This is a genomic window from Phosphitispora sp. TUW77, assembly GCF_048453025.1.
Classification (GTDB): domain Bacteria; phylum Bacillota; class Thermincolia; order Thermincolales; family UBA2595; genus Phosphitispora.
Genome location: NZ_CP156677.1, coordinates 1,586,896 through 1,601,789, shown reverse-complemented (window position 1 = coordinate 1,601,789; position 14,894 = coordinate 1,586,896). Strand labels below are relative to the sequence as shown.

Annotated in this window: 18 protein-coding genes and 1 tRNA gene; 17 read left to right on the top strand and 2 right to left on the bottom strand. The window is 40.6% G+C overall.

Annotated elements, in window-relative coordinates; translation table 11 throughout:
• Positions 1–98 precede the first annotated feature (98 nt).
• From murI to ABFY19_RS07555, 7 genes are all read left to right on the top strand, one after another.
• Positions 99–923 carry a glutamate racemase gene (gene murI, locus ABFY19_RS07585; RefSeq protein ID WP_418790052.1) on the top strand — a complete coding sequence of 275 codons (825 nt, stop codon included), beginning with the start codon at positions 99–101 and terminating at the stop codon, positions 921–923.
• A 102-nt stretch (positions 924–1,025) separates the two neighbouring features.
• Positions 1,026–1,958 (top strand): selenium metabolism-associated LysR family transcriptional regulator, encoded by a 933-nt coding sequence (locus tag ABFY19_RS07580; protein ID WP_418790051.1) that lies wholly within the window; start codon positions 1,026–1,028, stop codon positions 1,956–1,958.
• Positions 1,951–2,448: a hypothetical protein gene (locus ABFY19_RS07575; protein WP_418790050.1), complete on the top strand. Its 498-nt coding sequence runs from the start codon at positions 1,951–1,953 to the stop codon at positions 2,446–2,448. The genes ABFY19_RS07580 and ABFY19_RS07575 overlap by 8 nt, the downstream gene beginning before the upstream one ends.
• 102 nt (positions 2,449–2,550) lie before the next feature.
• On the top strand, positions 2,551–3,132 hold the full coding sequence (locus ABFY19_RS07570) for a TVP38/TMEM64 family protein (RefSeq protein WP_418790049.1): 582 nt from the start codon (positions 2,551–2,553) through the stop codon (positions 3,130–3,132).
• A gap of 1 nt (position 3,133) precedes the next feature.
• On the top strand, positions 3,134–3,433 hold the full coding sequence (locus tag ABFY19_RS07565) for a hypothetical protein (RefSeq protein WP_418790048.1): 300 nt from the start codon (positions 3,134–3,136) through the stop codon (positions 3,431–3,433).
• Entirely contained in the window at positions 3,390–4,118 is a 729-nt protein-coding gene (locus ABFY19_RS07560) for an endonuclease III domain-containing protein (RefSeq protein WP_418790047.1), read from the top strand. The genes ABFY19_RS07565 and ABFY19_RS07560 overlap by 44 nt, the downstream gene beginning before the upstream one ends.
• A gap of 124 nt (positions 4,119–4,242) precedes the next feature.
• Positions 4,243–4,365: a hypothetical protein gene (locus ABFY19_RS07555; protein WP_418790046.1), complete on the top strand. Its 123-nt coding sequence runs from the start codon at positions 4,243–4,245 to the stop codon at positions 4,363–4,365.
• Between the two features lie 65 nt (positions 4,366–4,430).
• Here the strand turns inward: ABFY19_RS07555 and ABFY19_RS07550 are convergent.
• Positions 4,431–4,505, bottom strand: a tRNA-Arg gene (locus ABFY19_RS07550).
• 161 nt (positions 4,506–4,666) lie between these two features.
• On the opposite strand from ABFY19_RS07550, the gene ABFY19_RS07545 reads away from it, so the two are divergent.
• From ABFY19_RS07545 to ABFY19_RS07535, 3 genes are all read left to right on the top strand, one after another.
• The gene (locus ABFY19_RS07545) at positions 4,667–7,009 is read left to right on the top strand and encodes a protein kinase domain-containing protein (RefSeq protein WP_418790045.1); all 2,343 of its coding nucleotides are present in this window, start codon (positions 4,667–4,669) and stop codon (positions 7,007–7,009) included.
• A gap of 116 nt (positions 7,010–7,125) precedes the next feature.
• The gene (locus ABFY19_RS07540; RefSeq protein ID WP_418790044.1) at positions 7,126–7,593 is read left to right on the top strand and encodes a class I SAM-dependent methyltransferase; all 468 of its coding nucleotides are present in this window, start codon (positions 7,126–7,128) and stop codon (positions 7,591–7,593) included.
• A 43-nt stretch (positions 7,594–7,636) separates the two neighbouring features.
• Positions 7,637–7,966 carry a nucleotide pyrophosphohydrolase gene (locus ABFY19_RS07535; protein ID WP_418790043.1) on the top strand — a complete coding sequence of 110 codons (330 nt, stop codon included), beginning with the start codon at positions 7,637–7,639 and terminating at the stop codon, positions 7,964–7,966.
• Positions 7,967–7,981: 15 nt separating this feature from the next.
• Here ABFY19_RS07535 and ABFY19_RS07530 read toward each other — a convergent pair whose 3' ends face one another.
• Positions 7,982–8,500: a CDP-alcohol phosphatidyltransferase family protein gene (locus tag ABFY19_RS07530; RefSeq protein ID WP_418790042.1), complete on the bottom strand. Its 519-nt coding sequence runs from the start codon at positions 8,498–8,500 to the stop codon at positions 7,982–7,984.
• Between the two features lie 91 nt (positions 8,501–8,591).
• Here ABFY19_RS07530 and pxpB point away from each other — a divergent pair, with 91 nt between their 5' ends.
• From pxpB to ABFY19_RS07495, 7 genes are all read left to right on the top strand, one after another.
• On the top strand, positions 8,592–9,287 hold the full coding sequence (gene pxpB / locus ABFY19_RS07525; protein ID WP_418790041.1) for a 5-oxoprolinase subunit PxpB: 696 nt from the start codon (positions 8,592–8,594) through the stop codon (positions 9,285–9,287).
• An 18-nt stretch (positions 9,288–9,305) separates the two neighbouring features.
• The gene (locus ABFY19_RS07520; protein WP_418790040.1) at positions 9,306–10,091 is read left to right on the top strand and encodes a 5-oxoprolinase subunit PxpA; all 786 of its coding nucleotides are present in this window, start codon (positions 9,306–9,308) and stop codon (positions 10,089–10,091) included.
• Positions 10,078–11,103 carry a biotin-dependent carboxyltransferase family protein gene (locus ABFY19_RS07515; protein WP_418790039.1) on the top strand — a complete coding sequence of 342 codons (1,026 nt, stop codon included), beginning with the start codon at positions 10,078–10,080 and terminating at the stop codon, positions 11,101–11,103. The genes ABFY19_RS07520 and ABFY19_RS07515 overlap by 14 nt, the downstream gene beginning before the upstream one ends.
• 24 nt (positions 11,104–11,127) lie before the next feature.
• Positions 11,128–12,054, top strand: a complete 927-nt coding sequence (gene trxB / locus ABFY19_RS07510; RefSeq protein WP_418790038.1) for a thioredoxin-disulfide reductase — start codon at positions 11,128–11,130, stop codon at positions 12,052–12,054.
• A gap of 18 nt (positions 12,055–12,072) precedes the next feature.
• Positions 12,073–12,279 (top strand): FmdB family zinc ribbon protein, encoded by a 207-nt coding sequence (locus ABFY19_RS07505; RefSeq protein ID WP_418790037.1) that lies wholly within the window; start codon positions 12,073–12,075, stop codon positions 12,277–12,279.
• Between the two features lie 147 nt (positions 12,280–12,426).
• On the top strand, positions 12,427–13,125 hold the full coding sequence (locus tag ABFY19_RS07500; RefSeq protein WP_418790036.1) for a response regulator transcription factor: 699 nt from the start codon (positions 12,427–12,429) through the stop codon (positions 13,123–13,125).
• Positions 13,122–14,885, top strand: coding sequence for an ATP-binding protein (locus tag ABFY19_RS07495; protein ID WP_418790035.1), 1,764 nt, complete (start codon positions 13,122–13,124; stop codon positions 14,883–14,885). The genes ABFY19_RS07500 and ABFY19_RS07495 overlap by 4 nt, the downstream gene beginning before the upstream one ends.
• Positions 14,886–14,894: the final 9 nt, after the last annotated feature.

Genomic DNA, 14,894 nt, shown 5'->3' with positions numbered 1-14,894 from the left:
TTTTTTTAATTACAATAAAATTCTATAATTGATTAAGAGGAATCACATAATATATTATAGAATTTTGATAAGGTAATTGACGAACAGGGAGAGAAACAATGAACAACAATTTTAATAATTTACCTATTGGTGTATTTGATTCAGGAGTTGGGGGTATCAGTCTTCTTGCAGAAATGATATGGACCATGCCCAGTGAACAGTTTATCTATCTTTCCGATTCGGCAAATGCTCCCTATGGACCTAAAAGTTGTAACTGTATCAGGGATATTTCCGTTTCTGCTGCCAGACTATTGATGGAGAAAGGTATTAAAGCCCTGGTTGTAGCATGCAATACTGCTACCAGCGCTGCTATAACTTTTATTCGGGAAGAATTTGAACTCCCTGTTATTGGCATGGAACCAGCTATAAAGCCGGCTGTGGAAAAGAACGGTCAAGGTAAAATAATCGTTTTGGCCACACCGCTGACATTAAAGGAAACCAAGTTTTACAACCTTTTTCAGAGATTTAATTGCTGCGCGGAAATTATCCCGATACCATGCCCGGGTTTAGCAGAGCTCATAGAGTTAGAGGCAAGACCAGAAAAAATCAGAGAATATCTTTCCAATATTATCGGTGATGCTATTAGGATACAATTTGATGAGATATCAACTGTCGTTTTGGGATGTACTCATTACTGTTTTATTAGAGAGGAGATTTCCCAGGTTATAGGGCCACAGGCAGTAGTTATTGACGGAACTGAAGGAACAGCCAGGCATGTCCTGAGGATATTGGATGACGGAGGACTTTTGGCTGCCGAAGGAAATAAAGGGCCAAGTGTGAAGTTTTTGACAACAGGTGACCCTAAACAGGTCATACCCCTTTGTGAACGTTTTTTAGCCAAAGCCTTGAAAAAAGACCGGTTAAAATTATTACCCCTAAAATGACTGTTGCCAGAGTTGGCATTTCAGCTTTTTATTTACCGGGGGCAGGAAAACTTAATTTATCAGCGAAATAGCTACAGATGAAACTAAATGAGGTGCCAGTAAATGTTTAGTTTGCGTCAACTCAAAGCATTTGTTTTAATAGTTGAAAACAAGAGCTTTACTAAAGCTGCCAAAAAACTATATATGACACAGCCGGCTATAAGCGCCCAAATCAAAGCCCTTGAAGAAAGGATGGAAGTCCAGCTTTTGGAACGTACTGACAAGAGCATTATTTTAACTGAAGCCGGGCAGCTATTTTATGAAGAAGCCGGGAAGATACTGTTGTTATATGAAGGTTTTATGGAAGCTATTAATGAACTCAAAGGTGTGCGCAGAGGCAGGCTTTTACTTTCTGCCAGCACTATTCCTGGAGAGTATATAATGCCTATGTTAATGGGGGAATTTAGCCGGGAGTATCCCGGTATAGAACTTTCTCTCAAGATAGCTGATACTGGTGTAGTTATACAGCAGCTTATTGATAGGGATATCGACATAGGAATAATTGGGGCTCCGGTGAAGCATAATAATATTTCTATGAGAGAGCTTGTCAAGGATGAGCTTATATTGATCAGTCCCGTTATGGAGGAGCACCGAAACTTAGAATTAACACTTGATGAATTGGTGGCATCAGACCTGATTCTCAGAGAGCAGGGTTCAGGAACCAGAATGATATTTCACGAAAAACTTGAGGCTAACGGGGTTGATACGGAAGAACTGCAGGTTGTAATGGAACTGGGAAGCACGCGGGCCATAATTACAGCTGTTGAAAGTGGTTTGGGTTTAAGTGTAGTTTCCCGGATTTCTGCCCTTGATGCTCTCCGGTTAGGCAAGGTTAAGGAAGTTAAGGTTAGAGATATCGGTAATATGAAACGTTCCCTGTATTTAGCCTGGAATCAGAACAGATACTTGAGTTATTCAGCTAAGGCATTTTTAAATTATATTGATTTACATAAAAATCATGTGAATAGTTTAATCTCTGGAGCTGACAATGATTAAGAAACTACTTAAACTATTATGGAGAGGCCTGGTTTTTATAACCAGGGATGTATTTATCGGATTTCTGGTAGCAGTCAGTGCAACCGTGATTATGTTTAGACTGAATCCTGATATGAACAAGGTGATTGCCCTGCTGATACCGGTCGGAATAATTGCAGGGATATTTAAAGGTATGATCAAGTTTATTTTATTAAATATAACCAGTGCTATCCCAAGCAAGGGCTACCGGTTTGACTACCCGAAGTTCAAGCTGTTGTTATTTTGGCTTTTAGCACTGCTAGGATCCCTCTTATTTGCATATGGGACTGATTTAACCATGTGGTTTTCCGGTCCTTTGGACTTGTTGAGAAACAATGTGATTATAGGTTCATCAGGTAAGCAGTTCTGGGTTTTAATAACAGTATTAATTTCTGTGTTGGGTATTGCAGCTCATTTTTACGAGCCTCCATATAATGAAGATGAAATTTTGCCACCTGAACATAGGAGGTAGGTTTTAATTAATATATTGATAAAAGAAAAAAGGCTTATATATTTTTTAATAACCATTTCCTTTATTTCTGTTCTCATTTTAGGAATGTATTTATATAAACCGGTGAGTCTGGAGGAAATTTCAACTGCTGCTGGTTTTGTAAAGTATGCCAGATCTTTTGGGATTACCATGTCTATAGCTGTTTTCATAATTACACTGGTACAGGCTATAGTTCCTGTTATTCCCTTTGTTCTGATATGCAGCTCTGCCGGAATACTGTTTGGATTTGGCAAGGGAATAGCAATAATTTGGGCAGCATCTCTTACAGGAGCTTCAATCGCTTTTTTTTTATCAAGAGTATTGGGATACAAATGGAGCTTGTCCAAGGATGAGGGGAAGGTTTTGGTATACTTAAAAAAAATGAATGGTCCAGAGGGATTCATGGTTGTATTGACATTAAGGCTCCTGCCATATTTCCCAGCTCCACTCATTAATATTACTGCTGGTATTAGCCAGATGAGGTTTAGCACTTTTTTTTCGGCATCTGCTATAGGGAAGCTTCCCTTTATTATAGGTTATACCTATGTGGGCAATAATCTTATTATAGGTAAAAATTATTTTGCGATGCTGCTAATGTTTGTGGCATTACTTGTTATTCCTTATATAATAATGATAATTTTAAAAAAGAGACATAGGGAGAACTGATATGCCAATGAAGAGATGTGTTTTGTGTGGAAGACCTGCATATACGACAGCTGTTATTGGTATCAGCGAAAAAAAATGGGTATGTTCATCATGCAGGGCCTTCATCAAAAAAAGGCTGACTAATGAAACCTGGACAGGTAATTCCACAGGAGGGCTTATCTGTAAAAACTGCACCAAAAGACGGGATAACCAATGCCGGTTTACGGCTGCTGAAAGACAAAAGATAATCAAGTGCAGTGACTGGGAAAGCAAAAACTTTGAGCGTTCCAAGAGAAGATGGGCTAAATTCGAACAGGAATGAAGGTGCAGATAATTTGAATCCTGCTGAGAATAGTGATTATGAACTAATGCATATTTTTAACATTATGCTGGAATACTTTGGGCCTAGGGGTTGGTGGCCAGGTGAAACAATTTTTGAAGTCTGTGTTGGTGCAATATTAACTCAGAGTGTATCTTGGAAAAATGTAATGAAGGCCATTGGAAATCTCAAAAAAGCAGGACTTCTTGAGTTTGACGATATGTACATGGCTTCAGATGAAGTAATTGAGCAATGCATAATTCCTGCTATGTATTACAGAATGAAAACTAAAAAATTAAAGGCGTTTTTGAGGCATGTAGCGGAAAAGCACAATGGACATCTTGTCAAAATGTTTACTCGGGATAGGGATAGTTTAAGGAAAGAATTGCTGGGCATCTATGGCATCGGGCCGGAGACTGCGGATAGTATTATCCTTTATGCTGCTCAAAAGCCAATATTTGTTGTTGATACATATACGAAACGGATTTTTAGCAGACTGGGAATTTTCAAAGAAGAGGTTACCTATGACCAAATGCAGGACTATTTTATGAAAAGGCTCTATCCCGATGTGCCTTTATATAATGAGTACCATGCTTTGTTGACCGGGATAGGGAACAGATTTTGCAGTATCAAAAAACCAAAGTGTATTGAGTGCCCTTTAAATGAAAAATGCAATTATTTGGTTTAGTGATTCGCAAAAGAAAATAACCGGCATTTTTATTGATGGAAACGCATATAATGTTTTATCTCTAAAAGATTATAAATTGAATAAGTTTCAACAGAAATTCATTTAGCAGAATGGAGGAATGTGAATGCTTAAGGAACTAATCGACCGGATTCTTGAAGATATTGGCCTGGAATCCCTTAGTGGCTGTGAACCGGAAGATAACAGAGGATGGGGAGGAAAAAAAGAGGAGTTGACAGACATATCATAAAAAGCGCCATAACATGGCGCTTTTACAATTTAAATAATAATATTATTTATGTTTTATTTTGCATATGGTGCGCCCGGTAGGAATCGAACCTACGCACCAGGTTCCGGAGACCTGTGCTCTATCCACTGAGCTACGGGCGCATTTAATTAATGGAACAATAATTAATATACCTGAAATCAAAGGTGATGTCAAGGTGACAATAATATCAAGAAGGATTTATAAAGCAGCATGTAGAATTTTTGAACAGCTTAGGACTTAATATTTTACATCTACAACAAATTTGGCAACGGTGGGAATAACTATGGGCAATGTTTTAAAAAAAGCTTCAATAATCTCGGGAGTTTACGGGCAGCAAGGGGAAGAAATGGTATCTGATTTTCTTGCTGAGAATCTGTCTGACGAATATGTTATTTTAAATTCTCCAAGGATATATTATCATGGGGCTACTTATGATATTGACCATATTGTTATAGGACCAAACGGTATTTTTGTAATCGAGACAAAAAACATGCATGGCAAGATCCAAGGCGGCATGATGGGCAATTGGGTTCAGGAAAGGCGTAAATCAGGTAAGTACAGCAAAGTCAAGATAGGCAATCCAGCCAATCAGGTCCACCAATATGCCAAGGCGGTAAAGTCTTATATTGGTTCCCGGTGGGCCTATGAAAATGATGCCAAAATGAATATTAAGGTTTATTCTATTGTTGTATTTGTTCACGAGGATATAGACCTTACAAAAATGGAATTCACCAAACCGGGTTATATTGGCAGGGTAAAGATTCTAAAATTAGCAGAAATGGCTGATTATATTGGTCGTAAACAAGGAGCAGCTTATACAGGTGAAGAGATTAACCGGATGGCGGAACTGGTGGTTCCGGTAAACCAAAGGGACCAGACAGTATATTATTCAGCAGGTAAGCTCCAGGAGTTAAATGAGAGTGCACCTGATCGGTACGAAATTTTTGAAGAAATCGGCCGCGGTAGTTTTGGCTCAGTAAATCGGGGTTTTGATTTTAAACTTGATCGGGAGATTGCAGTCAAGCGGGTTTCTCTGTCTAATCGCTATGAACATAGTACAATCAGCCGTTTTTATCGTGAGGCCCAAATAGCTTCAGAATTGAAACACAAAAATATTATAGGAGTATATGACTATTATGAAAAATCCGGTGTACTTCATATTATTATGGAATTTGTTGATGGACAATCCCTTGATGAATACGTAAAAAACAACAATGTTTCAGTGACGGAAGCCCTTGATATTATGAAGGAAATCTGTTCAGGTGTGTCATATGCACACCAAAAACAAGTTATTCACAGGGATTTAAAACCGTCCAATATCCTGATTTCTCATGATGGAGAGGTGAAAGTTGTTGATTTTGGCATTGCTAAAATTCAAAATGGCACAAACCTTACCATGGAAGGCTTAGGTGCTGGGACTCCAATAATAATGTCACCGGAACAGATTGCCGGGCGACCGGTGACCGAAAAAAGCGATATCTTTGCATTGGGTGTGCTTTTTTATTATCTGATTACCGGAAGATTACCATTTGACGGAGAGTATATCGGCGAAATTGTAAAGAAAATCTCATATTCGGAGCCTGCGTTTCCAAGACATTATAATATAGAATTAACCAGCGACATGGAGTCAATTATTTTAAAGGCTCTTGAAAAAAATCCTGATAACCGTTTTAAAAATGTGGCTGAAATGTTGAAAGCCATTGAAGAAATACAGCATACAGGGAAATTATCTACTAAAGTCGGTCGGAGAACATGGCTGAAACATATCCCTGTGCCTGTAAAGGTAGCTTTTAGTTCTGAACGCAAGGTATTTGCATCCATTACTATTATAAGTCTGCTTATTTTTATCGGAATTTTAGCGTTCCAGGGATATAGGGATTCAAGGCAGTTATCACAGGATGTATTGCTAACCAGACAATACGGGTTTAACAACGAAAACATGCAGTTGTTGTTTGATAATCCTAAAATCTATATGGGATTATCGGTTAATGTTGTAGGGAGAATTGAAAAACTGGTTAAAATTGATGAGAACAATACCCAGTGTACTGTTTCTGTGCGGGTTGGAGACCAGTCAGCAACCAGGGACGTTATTGTAAGTTCTAAACAGCCTTATTCAGAATTGCAATCATCTAATTTCATTGAAATTAACGGTAGTATCCAGCATGTTATGATTGTGAATGAAAATGAAGAGGTGCCGCTTATTGTTGCTGACAAGGTGGAAGATACGAAAGACCCATGGTCAATACTTGCTCCGGCAAAATATACTTTTTATCCTGATAACATTGTTACTCAAAACAATAAAGTTGTCCGGCTTGAAAAAATTGAATTTGCCGATCAGGAAACAAGGCTTTATGTACAGATGAATAATACCGGTAGTTCAGATGAACTCCTGGTATTAACAAATGCTGTAGGCAAACAGGCGGGACAGGAGTTTAAAGAATTGAAAAACAGTTATTATGGTCAGGAATTTCCTTCAATAGTTCAGCTGCAGCCTAATCAGGAAGCCAAAGGAGTCATATTTTTAGAACCTATGGACAGTCAGCAAGGGACAGCGATGGTTATTTTGGGGTCAACCAATGATGTCCTGATGGGTCAGGAACCTTACATTTTTGATTTAAAATGGTAATTTGAAGAACTTCTGCAGAAATTTAGGATAGAATATAATAAACAAGTGTTCGGGTATCTTGTACGGCTAATTGCAAAAAAATAAAAACAGAATAATGTTAAAAAGCGGGTGGTTTTATGGTAACGGCACCTGCCAACAGCCTGTCCAGATACCTTCCCCTTTTTGAGAAACTGCAGAAAAAGACCGTTCTTGACTATGGATCGGGCAATCTCCGTAATGCTATTTATCTGCACGGGAGAGGGTACAGGGTTTATGCTGTTGACTTACCTGACAGGATAAAAGACATAACCTTGCCAAGGCTGAGTTTTTTGTTTGTTGATGAACTAAAAGACTTCAGCCTGGATGTAGATATAGCTTTGTGTACCTTTGTTCTGAACTTGATAGACTCAGATAAGAGAACAGAAGTTATGGATACTATTGCTGCCAACATGGCCAGGGGAGGATATTTTCTGGTTGAGACTAGAGAGTTTACTATTAAGGAACTGGATCTGCTGATAGTACCCAAGGGGTTTGTTCGGGTTCATGAACAACGCGGCCGCTACACTATTATTGCATTGTATAGATACCTTGGAGTATACCACTGATAATATTTCCCTTAATTAAAACTTATTTTTGGGAGAGATAGACTTGGATATTAAAGAAATGCAGGAAGAGGTAGAACATTGGATTGGGCAGTTTGAAGAAGGTTACTGGCATCCTCTTTCAATGCTCGCCCGGATGACTGAGGAGGTTGGGGAACTGGCCCGGGAAATAAATCACATATATGGGCAAAAACCCAAAAAATCAGGTGAAGACGAAGGAAACTTGGCTTTGGAACTGGCCGACATACTTTTTATTATAATTTGTATGGCTAATTCACTAGAGCTTGATTTAGAAAAAGCCTTTAAAGAAATGATGGAAAAATATCGGCAGCGAGATTCTGAGAGATGGACCAGAAAAAGTGAGTCTGACAGTTAGTTTTGAAATAAAAGTTTAATATGAACGCTGCCGGAAAAAAATCAGGGCATAATTGCATAGGGCCACGACAGAAATAATACCTGCAAGTACAGTTATCTTTGAACTTCCTGTTATTTGAAAAGCACAGGAAAACAGGGCCGCATATATTGCAATTGTAGCAGCTTTACCGTAGAAGTTAGCACTTACTTGAAGGTGTTTGCTGATAACTATGAAAACACTTCCGGTCATCTGAACCAGTTCTTTTATTATTACCAGAACTACCAGCCATAAGGGAAATCTTCCGATTATAAACAGGGATGTCATCACTGAAATTACCATGAGTTTATCTGCCAAGGGGTCCAGAAATTTACCCAGAGGTGTTACCATGTGCAGTTTTCTGGCTAGATAACCATCAATTATGTCGGTTATTCCTGCCACAGACAATATTACCATTCCATAAAAAACACGGTGGGGGCCGAAGGTCCAAAAAACTACCAAAAATACTGGGACAAGCATTATCCTGATAATAGTTATAATATTTGGTACATTAATCATACTCTATCTCCTTTATCATTGTAATTCTATTATAAAACAAAAGTATGCCTGTGTGCAAAACAGATTATACATATATTGAGTTGGTGAATGAATGAATTTAGATATCCGGTTTATGGGAGATAGTGCCCTAGTCATAGTATATAGCACAAAACATGAAAATAATGCTGCTTCCTGCACAATGCCTACTGATTCGAACAGGATACAGTTGGAAACGGCCAGAATACAGCAGGACTATATTTCCCTGTATCGGGAACTACCCAAAGGCATAACTGATATTGTACCATGTTACAGCAGTATTGGGGTATACTATAATCCTGTTTTAATCAGTCCTACCGATGTAGAAGGTTTTATCAGAAAGCGCTTAACCTGTGGGGTCGGGACTGTCCCCGCAGAGTCTATGATAATCCCTATTCCTGTCAGGTATGGCGGTGAATATGGTCCTGACCTTAAGGAAGCTGCTGATATTCTGAGTATGACCCCTGAAGAAGTTATTCATGAACATTGCTTTAAGACATATACCGTTTGGGCAATTGGTTTTTTGCCAGGATTTCCTTATATGGGAAGAGTTTCTTCGAAAATTGTTCTGCCCCGTAAGGAGACTCCGGCTGGAAGAGTGGCCGCAGGATCAGTGGCTATTGCCGGGTACCAGACTGGGATATATCCTTATGATTCCCCAGGGGGTTGGTATATCATCGGCAGGACCGACATGAAAATGTTTGACCCTAAGAGGGCAGAACCTTGTTTCTTGAAACCTGGCGACAGGGTGCGTTTTGTTCGACAACAATGAGAGAAACGGAGGGATAAGGTGTCTTCGTTAGATATAAATTGTGACATGGCAGAAGGGTTTGGGATTTATAGCTTCGGGCAGGACCGGGAAATAATTAGCCTGATCAGTTCTGCCAATATTGCTTGTGGGTTTCATGCCGGCGGCCCTGAACAAATGCATGAAGCAGTGAACTTATGTTTAAAACATGATGTGGCTATAGGGGCCCACCCTGGTTATTATGATTTGCAGGGATTTGGCAGAAGAAGAATTGTATGCAGCTTTTCTGAGATCAAAAACATGATTATTTACCAGGTTGGCGCTCTTAAGGCAATAGCCGGCTCCTTGGGAGGCAGAGTTGAATATATCAAGCCCCATGGAGCTCTTTATAACACTGCTGCCGTTGATGATATTACAGCTTCTGCCGTTATTGAGGCAGCCATAGGTTTGGGCGGCCTTCCCTTGATGGTTCCTGATGCATCTCTAATTACAAAGATGGCGGAGGAACGTGGAATTATTGTTATCAGGGAAGGATTTGCTGACCGTAATTATAATAATGCCGGGACACTGGTAAGCAGGGATAATGCAAATGCTATAATCAGCAGCCCTGCTGTGGCTGCAGCACAGGTTATAATGATGGTAAGGGAAGGTAAAGTCAATTCTGTTGATGGGCATAAGATGAATTTAAGTGTTGATAGTGTTTGTGTTCATGGTGATAATCCTGGTGTCATCGCAGTTTTAAATGAAATCCGGAAGGTACTGGCAGAAAATAATATCAGTGTGGTCAAGGCATTAAAAGCATTGGGTGGTAGAAATGTTTGCAGCTGAAGTTATTCGTCAGGGGTTCTTGACTACAGTTCAGGATCTGGGCAGGTTTGGAAACAGGCACATGGGAATTCCGGTTTCTGGTGCAGCCGATTGTTGGGCTTTAATTACAGCCAATGGACTGGTAGGTAATGAGCCTGGTGCGGCCTGCCTGGAAATCACTCTATCAGGTCCTGGTATATTGTTTAACAAAGACTGTCTCATAGCCATAACAGGTGCAGATATGGGTCCCAGCATATTCGGCAGGGAAGTCCCTTTATGGGAAAGTTTCCTCTGTTGTGCAGGTACCCTGCTTAGTTTTGGATATAGCAAGAAAGGATGCAGAGCTTACTTGGCAATTGCCGGTGGAATTGATGTTTCGCCGGTTATGGGAAGCCGCTCCACCTTTTTGGCTGGGGCATTTGGTGGACTGGAAGGCCGCCAGTTAACAAAAGGAACACGTTTACCGGTAATGACTGACCCGAATATCGAAAAATTATCCCTTGAAAACATCATTGGAAAAAGATATCCTGTAAATAGACGGCCGGTATATTCTGACAGAATAATCGTGAGGGTAATACCCGGTATTGACCGGGGTCTATTTATAAACCTTGAATATAGTAAGCTGTTTAGCACGGAATATATTGTATCCGAACAGTTTAACAGGATGGGCTGCTATCTTAAAGGCTGCAACAAAATTAGGTCCCTAATGCCGCCATTGGCTGATTCCTTTCCAACAACTCCGGGAAGCATTCAGGTGCTGCCTACAGGTAAACCGGTCATCCTATTGCACGATGCGCAGTCTACCGGAGGATATCCACAAATAGGATGCATAATCGCGGCTGACCTCTGGAAAATAACGCAAGCTGTGCCTGGGAATAGGATAAAATTTGTGGAGACAGATGTTTCCACTGGCCTTAAGCTATTAGATGATAAAAATAAGGAAACATTGCTCATGGAGATGGCTCCACAGGCTTATATTTATCAAAATACAGGAAAAAACCGGTATGAAGTGATTATAAAACGTATAACATAAAAATCAGGAAAGGGGTGTAATATTATGAGTGATTATGATGTTGTAATTATAGGAGGGGGACCGGCAGGGTTGTCGGCAGGGCTCTATGCGGCCAGAGCTAAACTGAAAACAGTTTTGATAGAGCGGGGGATGCCTGGAGGACAGGCTGCAACAACTGATATGATTGAAAATTATCCGGGATTTCCTGAAGGGATACCAGGTCCTGACTTAATGATGAACATGGATATACAGGCCAGACGCTTCGGGGTTGAACCGAAGTTCACTGATGTTCTGGCTGTTGCAGAGCTGCCTGCCGGGGGATTTCAGGTAAAGACATATGATGGGGATATTACCACTAAAACTGTTATAATTGCAGCAGGGGCGCTTTCTAAACCTTTGGGTATTCCAGGGGAAGAGGAATTTCGCGGGCGCGGGGTATCATACTGTGCTACCTGTGATGGGGCGTTTTTCCAAGGAAAAAAAGTAGCGGTTATCGGAGGAGGGGATTCTTCGGTTCAAGAAGCCATATACCTTACAAAATTTGCGGAAAAAGTATATATTATTCACCGGAGAGATGAGTTTAGGGCAACCAAAGTTTTGCAGGAAAAGGCCCGTTCCAATAACCAGATAGAATTTATCATGGATTCTGTAGTCACAAATGTGATAGGCAACCAGCAGGTTGAAGCTATAAAAGTAAAAAACCTTAAATCAGATGAGGAAAAAGCCGTTGCGGTTGACGGGGTTTTCGTATATATTGGCAAAGTTCCTTCAACAGAACTAGTTAAAGGCTTTGTTGATACTGACGAACGCGGTTATATTATTACTGATGCCAGGATGCAGACATCTAGGTCCGGAGTGTTTGCGGCAGGTGATGCACGTCAAACACCGCTGCGTCAAGTTGTAACAGCCGCAGCTGATGGGGCTGTTGCGGCAGTATCGGCTGAAGAGTACATTGAATTTTTGAATAAATGAGAAGTTGGAGGTATACTTATGCCTGCCTATGATTTTAAGTGTAAAACATGTGACACTCAATTTACTGTCAATGTGCCTGTAAATGAAAGAGAAAAGGTAAAGTGCCCTGAATGCGCAAGTTCTGACGTAAAACAGATATTTACATCCTTTTCTATTACAGTCAAAGGTACTTCGGGAAAACCTTCATGTGAAGGCGGATGCGGATCTGGTTCTAGGTTTGGTTGAGGTTAATATTGAAGGGCTGGCAGTCCTTTTAATATTAAAAAGAATAACCAGGAATAAACGGTGCGCGCAATTTCGGGTAAATGGTGGGTGCCTTTTTGGATTTAGATAAAACATATAATTTGCTTGAAAGATGGAAGGTGTTATCATATGAATAAGGACACTACGATTCTTGTGGCAGACGATGAGTCTAAAATGCGGGACTTGGTCAAAATGTATCTTGGCAGGGAAGGATTTACAGTTATTGAGGCCGGAGACGGCGAGCAGGCTTTACAGTTATTGGGACAAACCAAAATTGATTTGGTTATTCTTGATGTTATGATGCCAAAAATTGACGGTCTGACAGCGTGCAGGGAAATAAGAAGGGATTATGATATACCGGTAATAATGCTGACAGCACGGGGTGAAGAAATCGACAGGGTACTAGGTTTTGAACTGGGAGCTGATGATTATGTTGTCAAGCCTTTCAGTCCCAGGGAGCTTGTAGCCAGGGTCAAGGCTCTCCTAAGACGGGTTAGCGCAAAACAGTCGGGTGAATCTGGGAATATCTTGAAATATCCGGGGCTGATAATTAATCATGATGCTAGAGAAGTTGATGTGCAAGGCAATAATATCAGTTTGACACCTAAAGAATTTGAACTTTTGGCTTTTATGGCTAAAAACTCTGGCAGGGTGTTTACTAGGGAACAGTTGCTGGAGCATGTTTGGGGTTATGATTTTTATGGGGACCTGAGAACAGTAGATACCCACGTGAAAAAGTTAAGAGAGAAATTATCCCGTTTTGGTGATGCTGCAGCGTATTTGATTACTGTTTGGGGAGTCGGATATAAATTCGAGGTGAAAAAATGATTAACCGCAGCTTGGTAGGGAAATTATGGCTCGCTATTGTGATGCTGATTATTGTGGTAATGTTTTTGCTGGGAGTTTTTTTATCACAGTTTTTCAGTGATTTTTACTTTTCCCTAAAATCCAAGGAACTAGTTAGAAATGGTACTGAAATTGCTGATATGATAGCATCTGCTCCAGACCGCCGGGAATGGCAGGAAGAACTTACTATGATAAGTCGGTACATAGATGCTAAGATTGTGGTCACAGACAGGTTGGGTCTTATCAGTTCGTGTACTATTCAAGGAAGGGGGATGTACAGGGGAAATAAATTAATGTATCCTGATGTTGATAAAATCCTGGAAGGTGAAGTTGTTGCCCGGCGCGGGGAGTATCCGGGGCTGGAGATGACCGTACTTTCTATTGGAGTACCTATAAAAATTGATAATGAAGTAATCGGGGCAGTTTTTCTGCATTCTCCGATTGAGCCGGTAACCGATACCGTAAAAACTGTTCAGGATTTTATCTTATATGGTTCCATTGGGGCAATAATTCTGGCTACAGTACTTGCATTTATTCTTTCTAAAAAAGTTACCAAACCGGTACTTGATATGAATAGAGTGGCTTTAGAAATGGCCAAGGGAAACTTTCGGGAACGGGTTGCCCTTCAATCTCAGGATGAGTTAGGGTTATTGGGCAATACTCTGAACTTCCTCTCTGCTGAACTGCAAGGAAACATTGAAGCACTGTCAACTGAAAAGGATAAGTTGGAAAACATTATCAGGAGTATGACAGATGCTGTTGTTACTTTTGATATCAATGGCAGTGTATTGCTAATTAACCCTCCTGCCAGACAACTTTTCGAACTTAAAACAGAGACAGGTACTCCGCATATTAATGACCTTTCGGCCGTTCCCAGGTTCAGGGAATTGTTTCAGGAGGCACTGGCTGATAAGAAGGAAATGAAAGCTGAGATACCTTTTGAGGAAAGAACCCTTAAAGTTGTACTTGCCCCTCTGCGGAATCAGGATGGAGAAATCAAGGGAATTGTGGCAGTTCTCTATGACGTGACCAAAGAGAAAAGATTGGAGATGCTGCGAAGGGAATTTGTAGCAAATGTCTCTCATGAACTCCGTAGTCCCTTAAGCTTGCTTCAGGGTTATGTGGAAGCACTGGCTGACGGGTTGGCAGAAAATGAGGAAGAGCGGGGCCGGTACCTGAACATCCTGCTTGATGAAACCCTGAGATTGCGAAGATTGGTTAATGACTTGCTTGACCTTACTCAAATGGAAACAGGAAACATGAATATGAGATTAGAACGGATATCTTTAAATCAACTGATAAAAAGGGTTACAGATAGGTTACGGCCGCTTTTTGAGGAAAAAGGCAAAGAATTAAATGTGGTTGTTCCCGATGAAATACCTCCGGTATCGGCAGATGAAGACAGGATGCAGCAAGTATTGGTTAATCTCCTGGATAATGCTGAAAAATTTACCCCTAAAGGCGGAAGTGTCCGGGTGGCAGCGGTTATCAGAGATAACTGGGTTGAAATCAGTGTAACAGATTCCGGAGTGGGAATTCCCGAATCGGAGCTTGAACAGATATGGGAACGATTCTATAAGGCAGATAAGGCTAGGACTAGGGATGATTCAGGGGGTACGGGTTTAGGTCTGGCAATAGTAAAGAATATTATTCAGGTTCACCGGGGCAGAGTGAGTGTTACCAGTAAACCGGGCAGAGGAACCACCTTTACGGTCAGTCTGCAGATAGATGATAAAGCATGATATTATGCA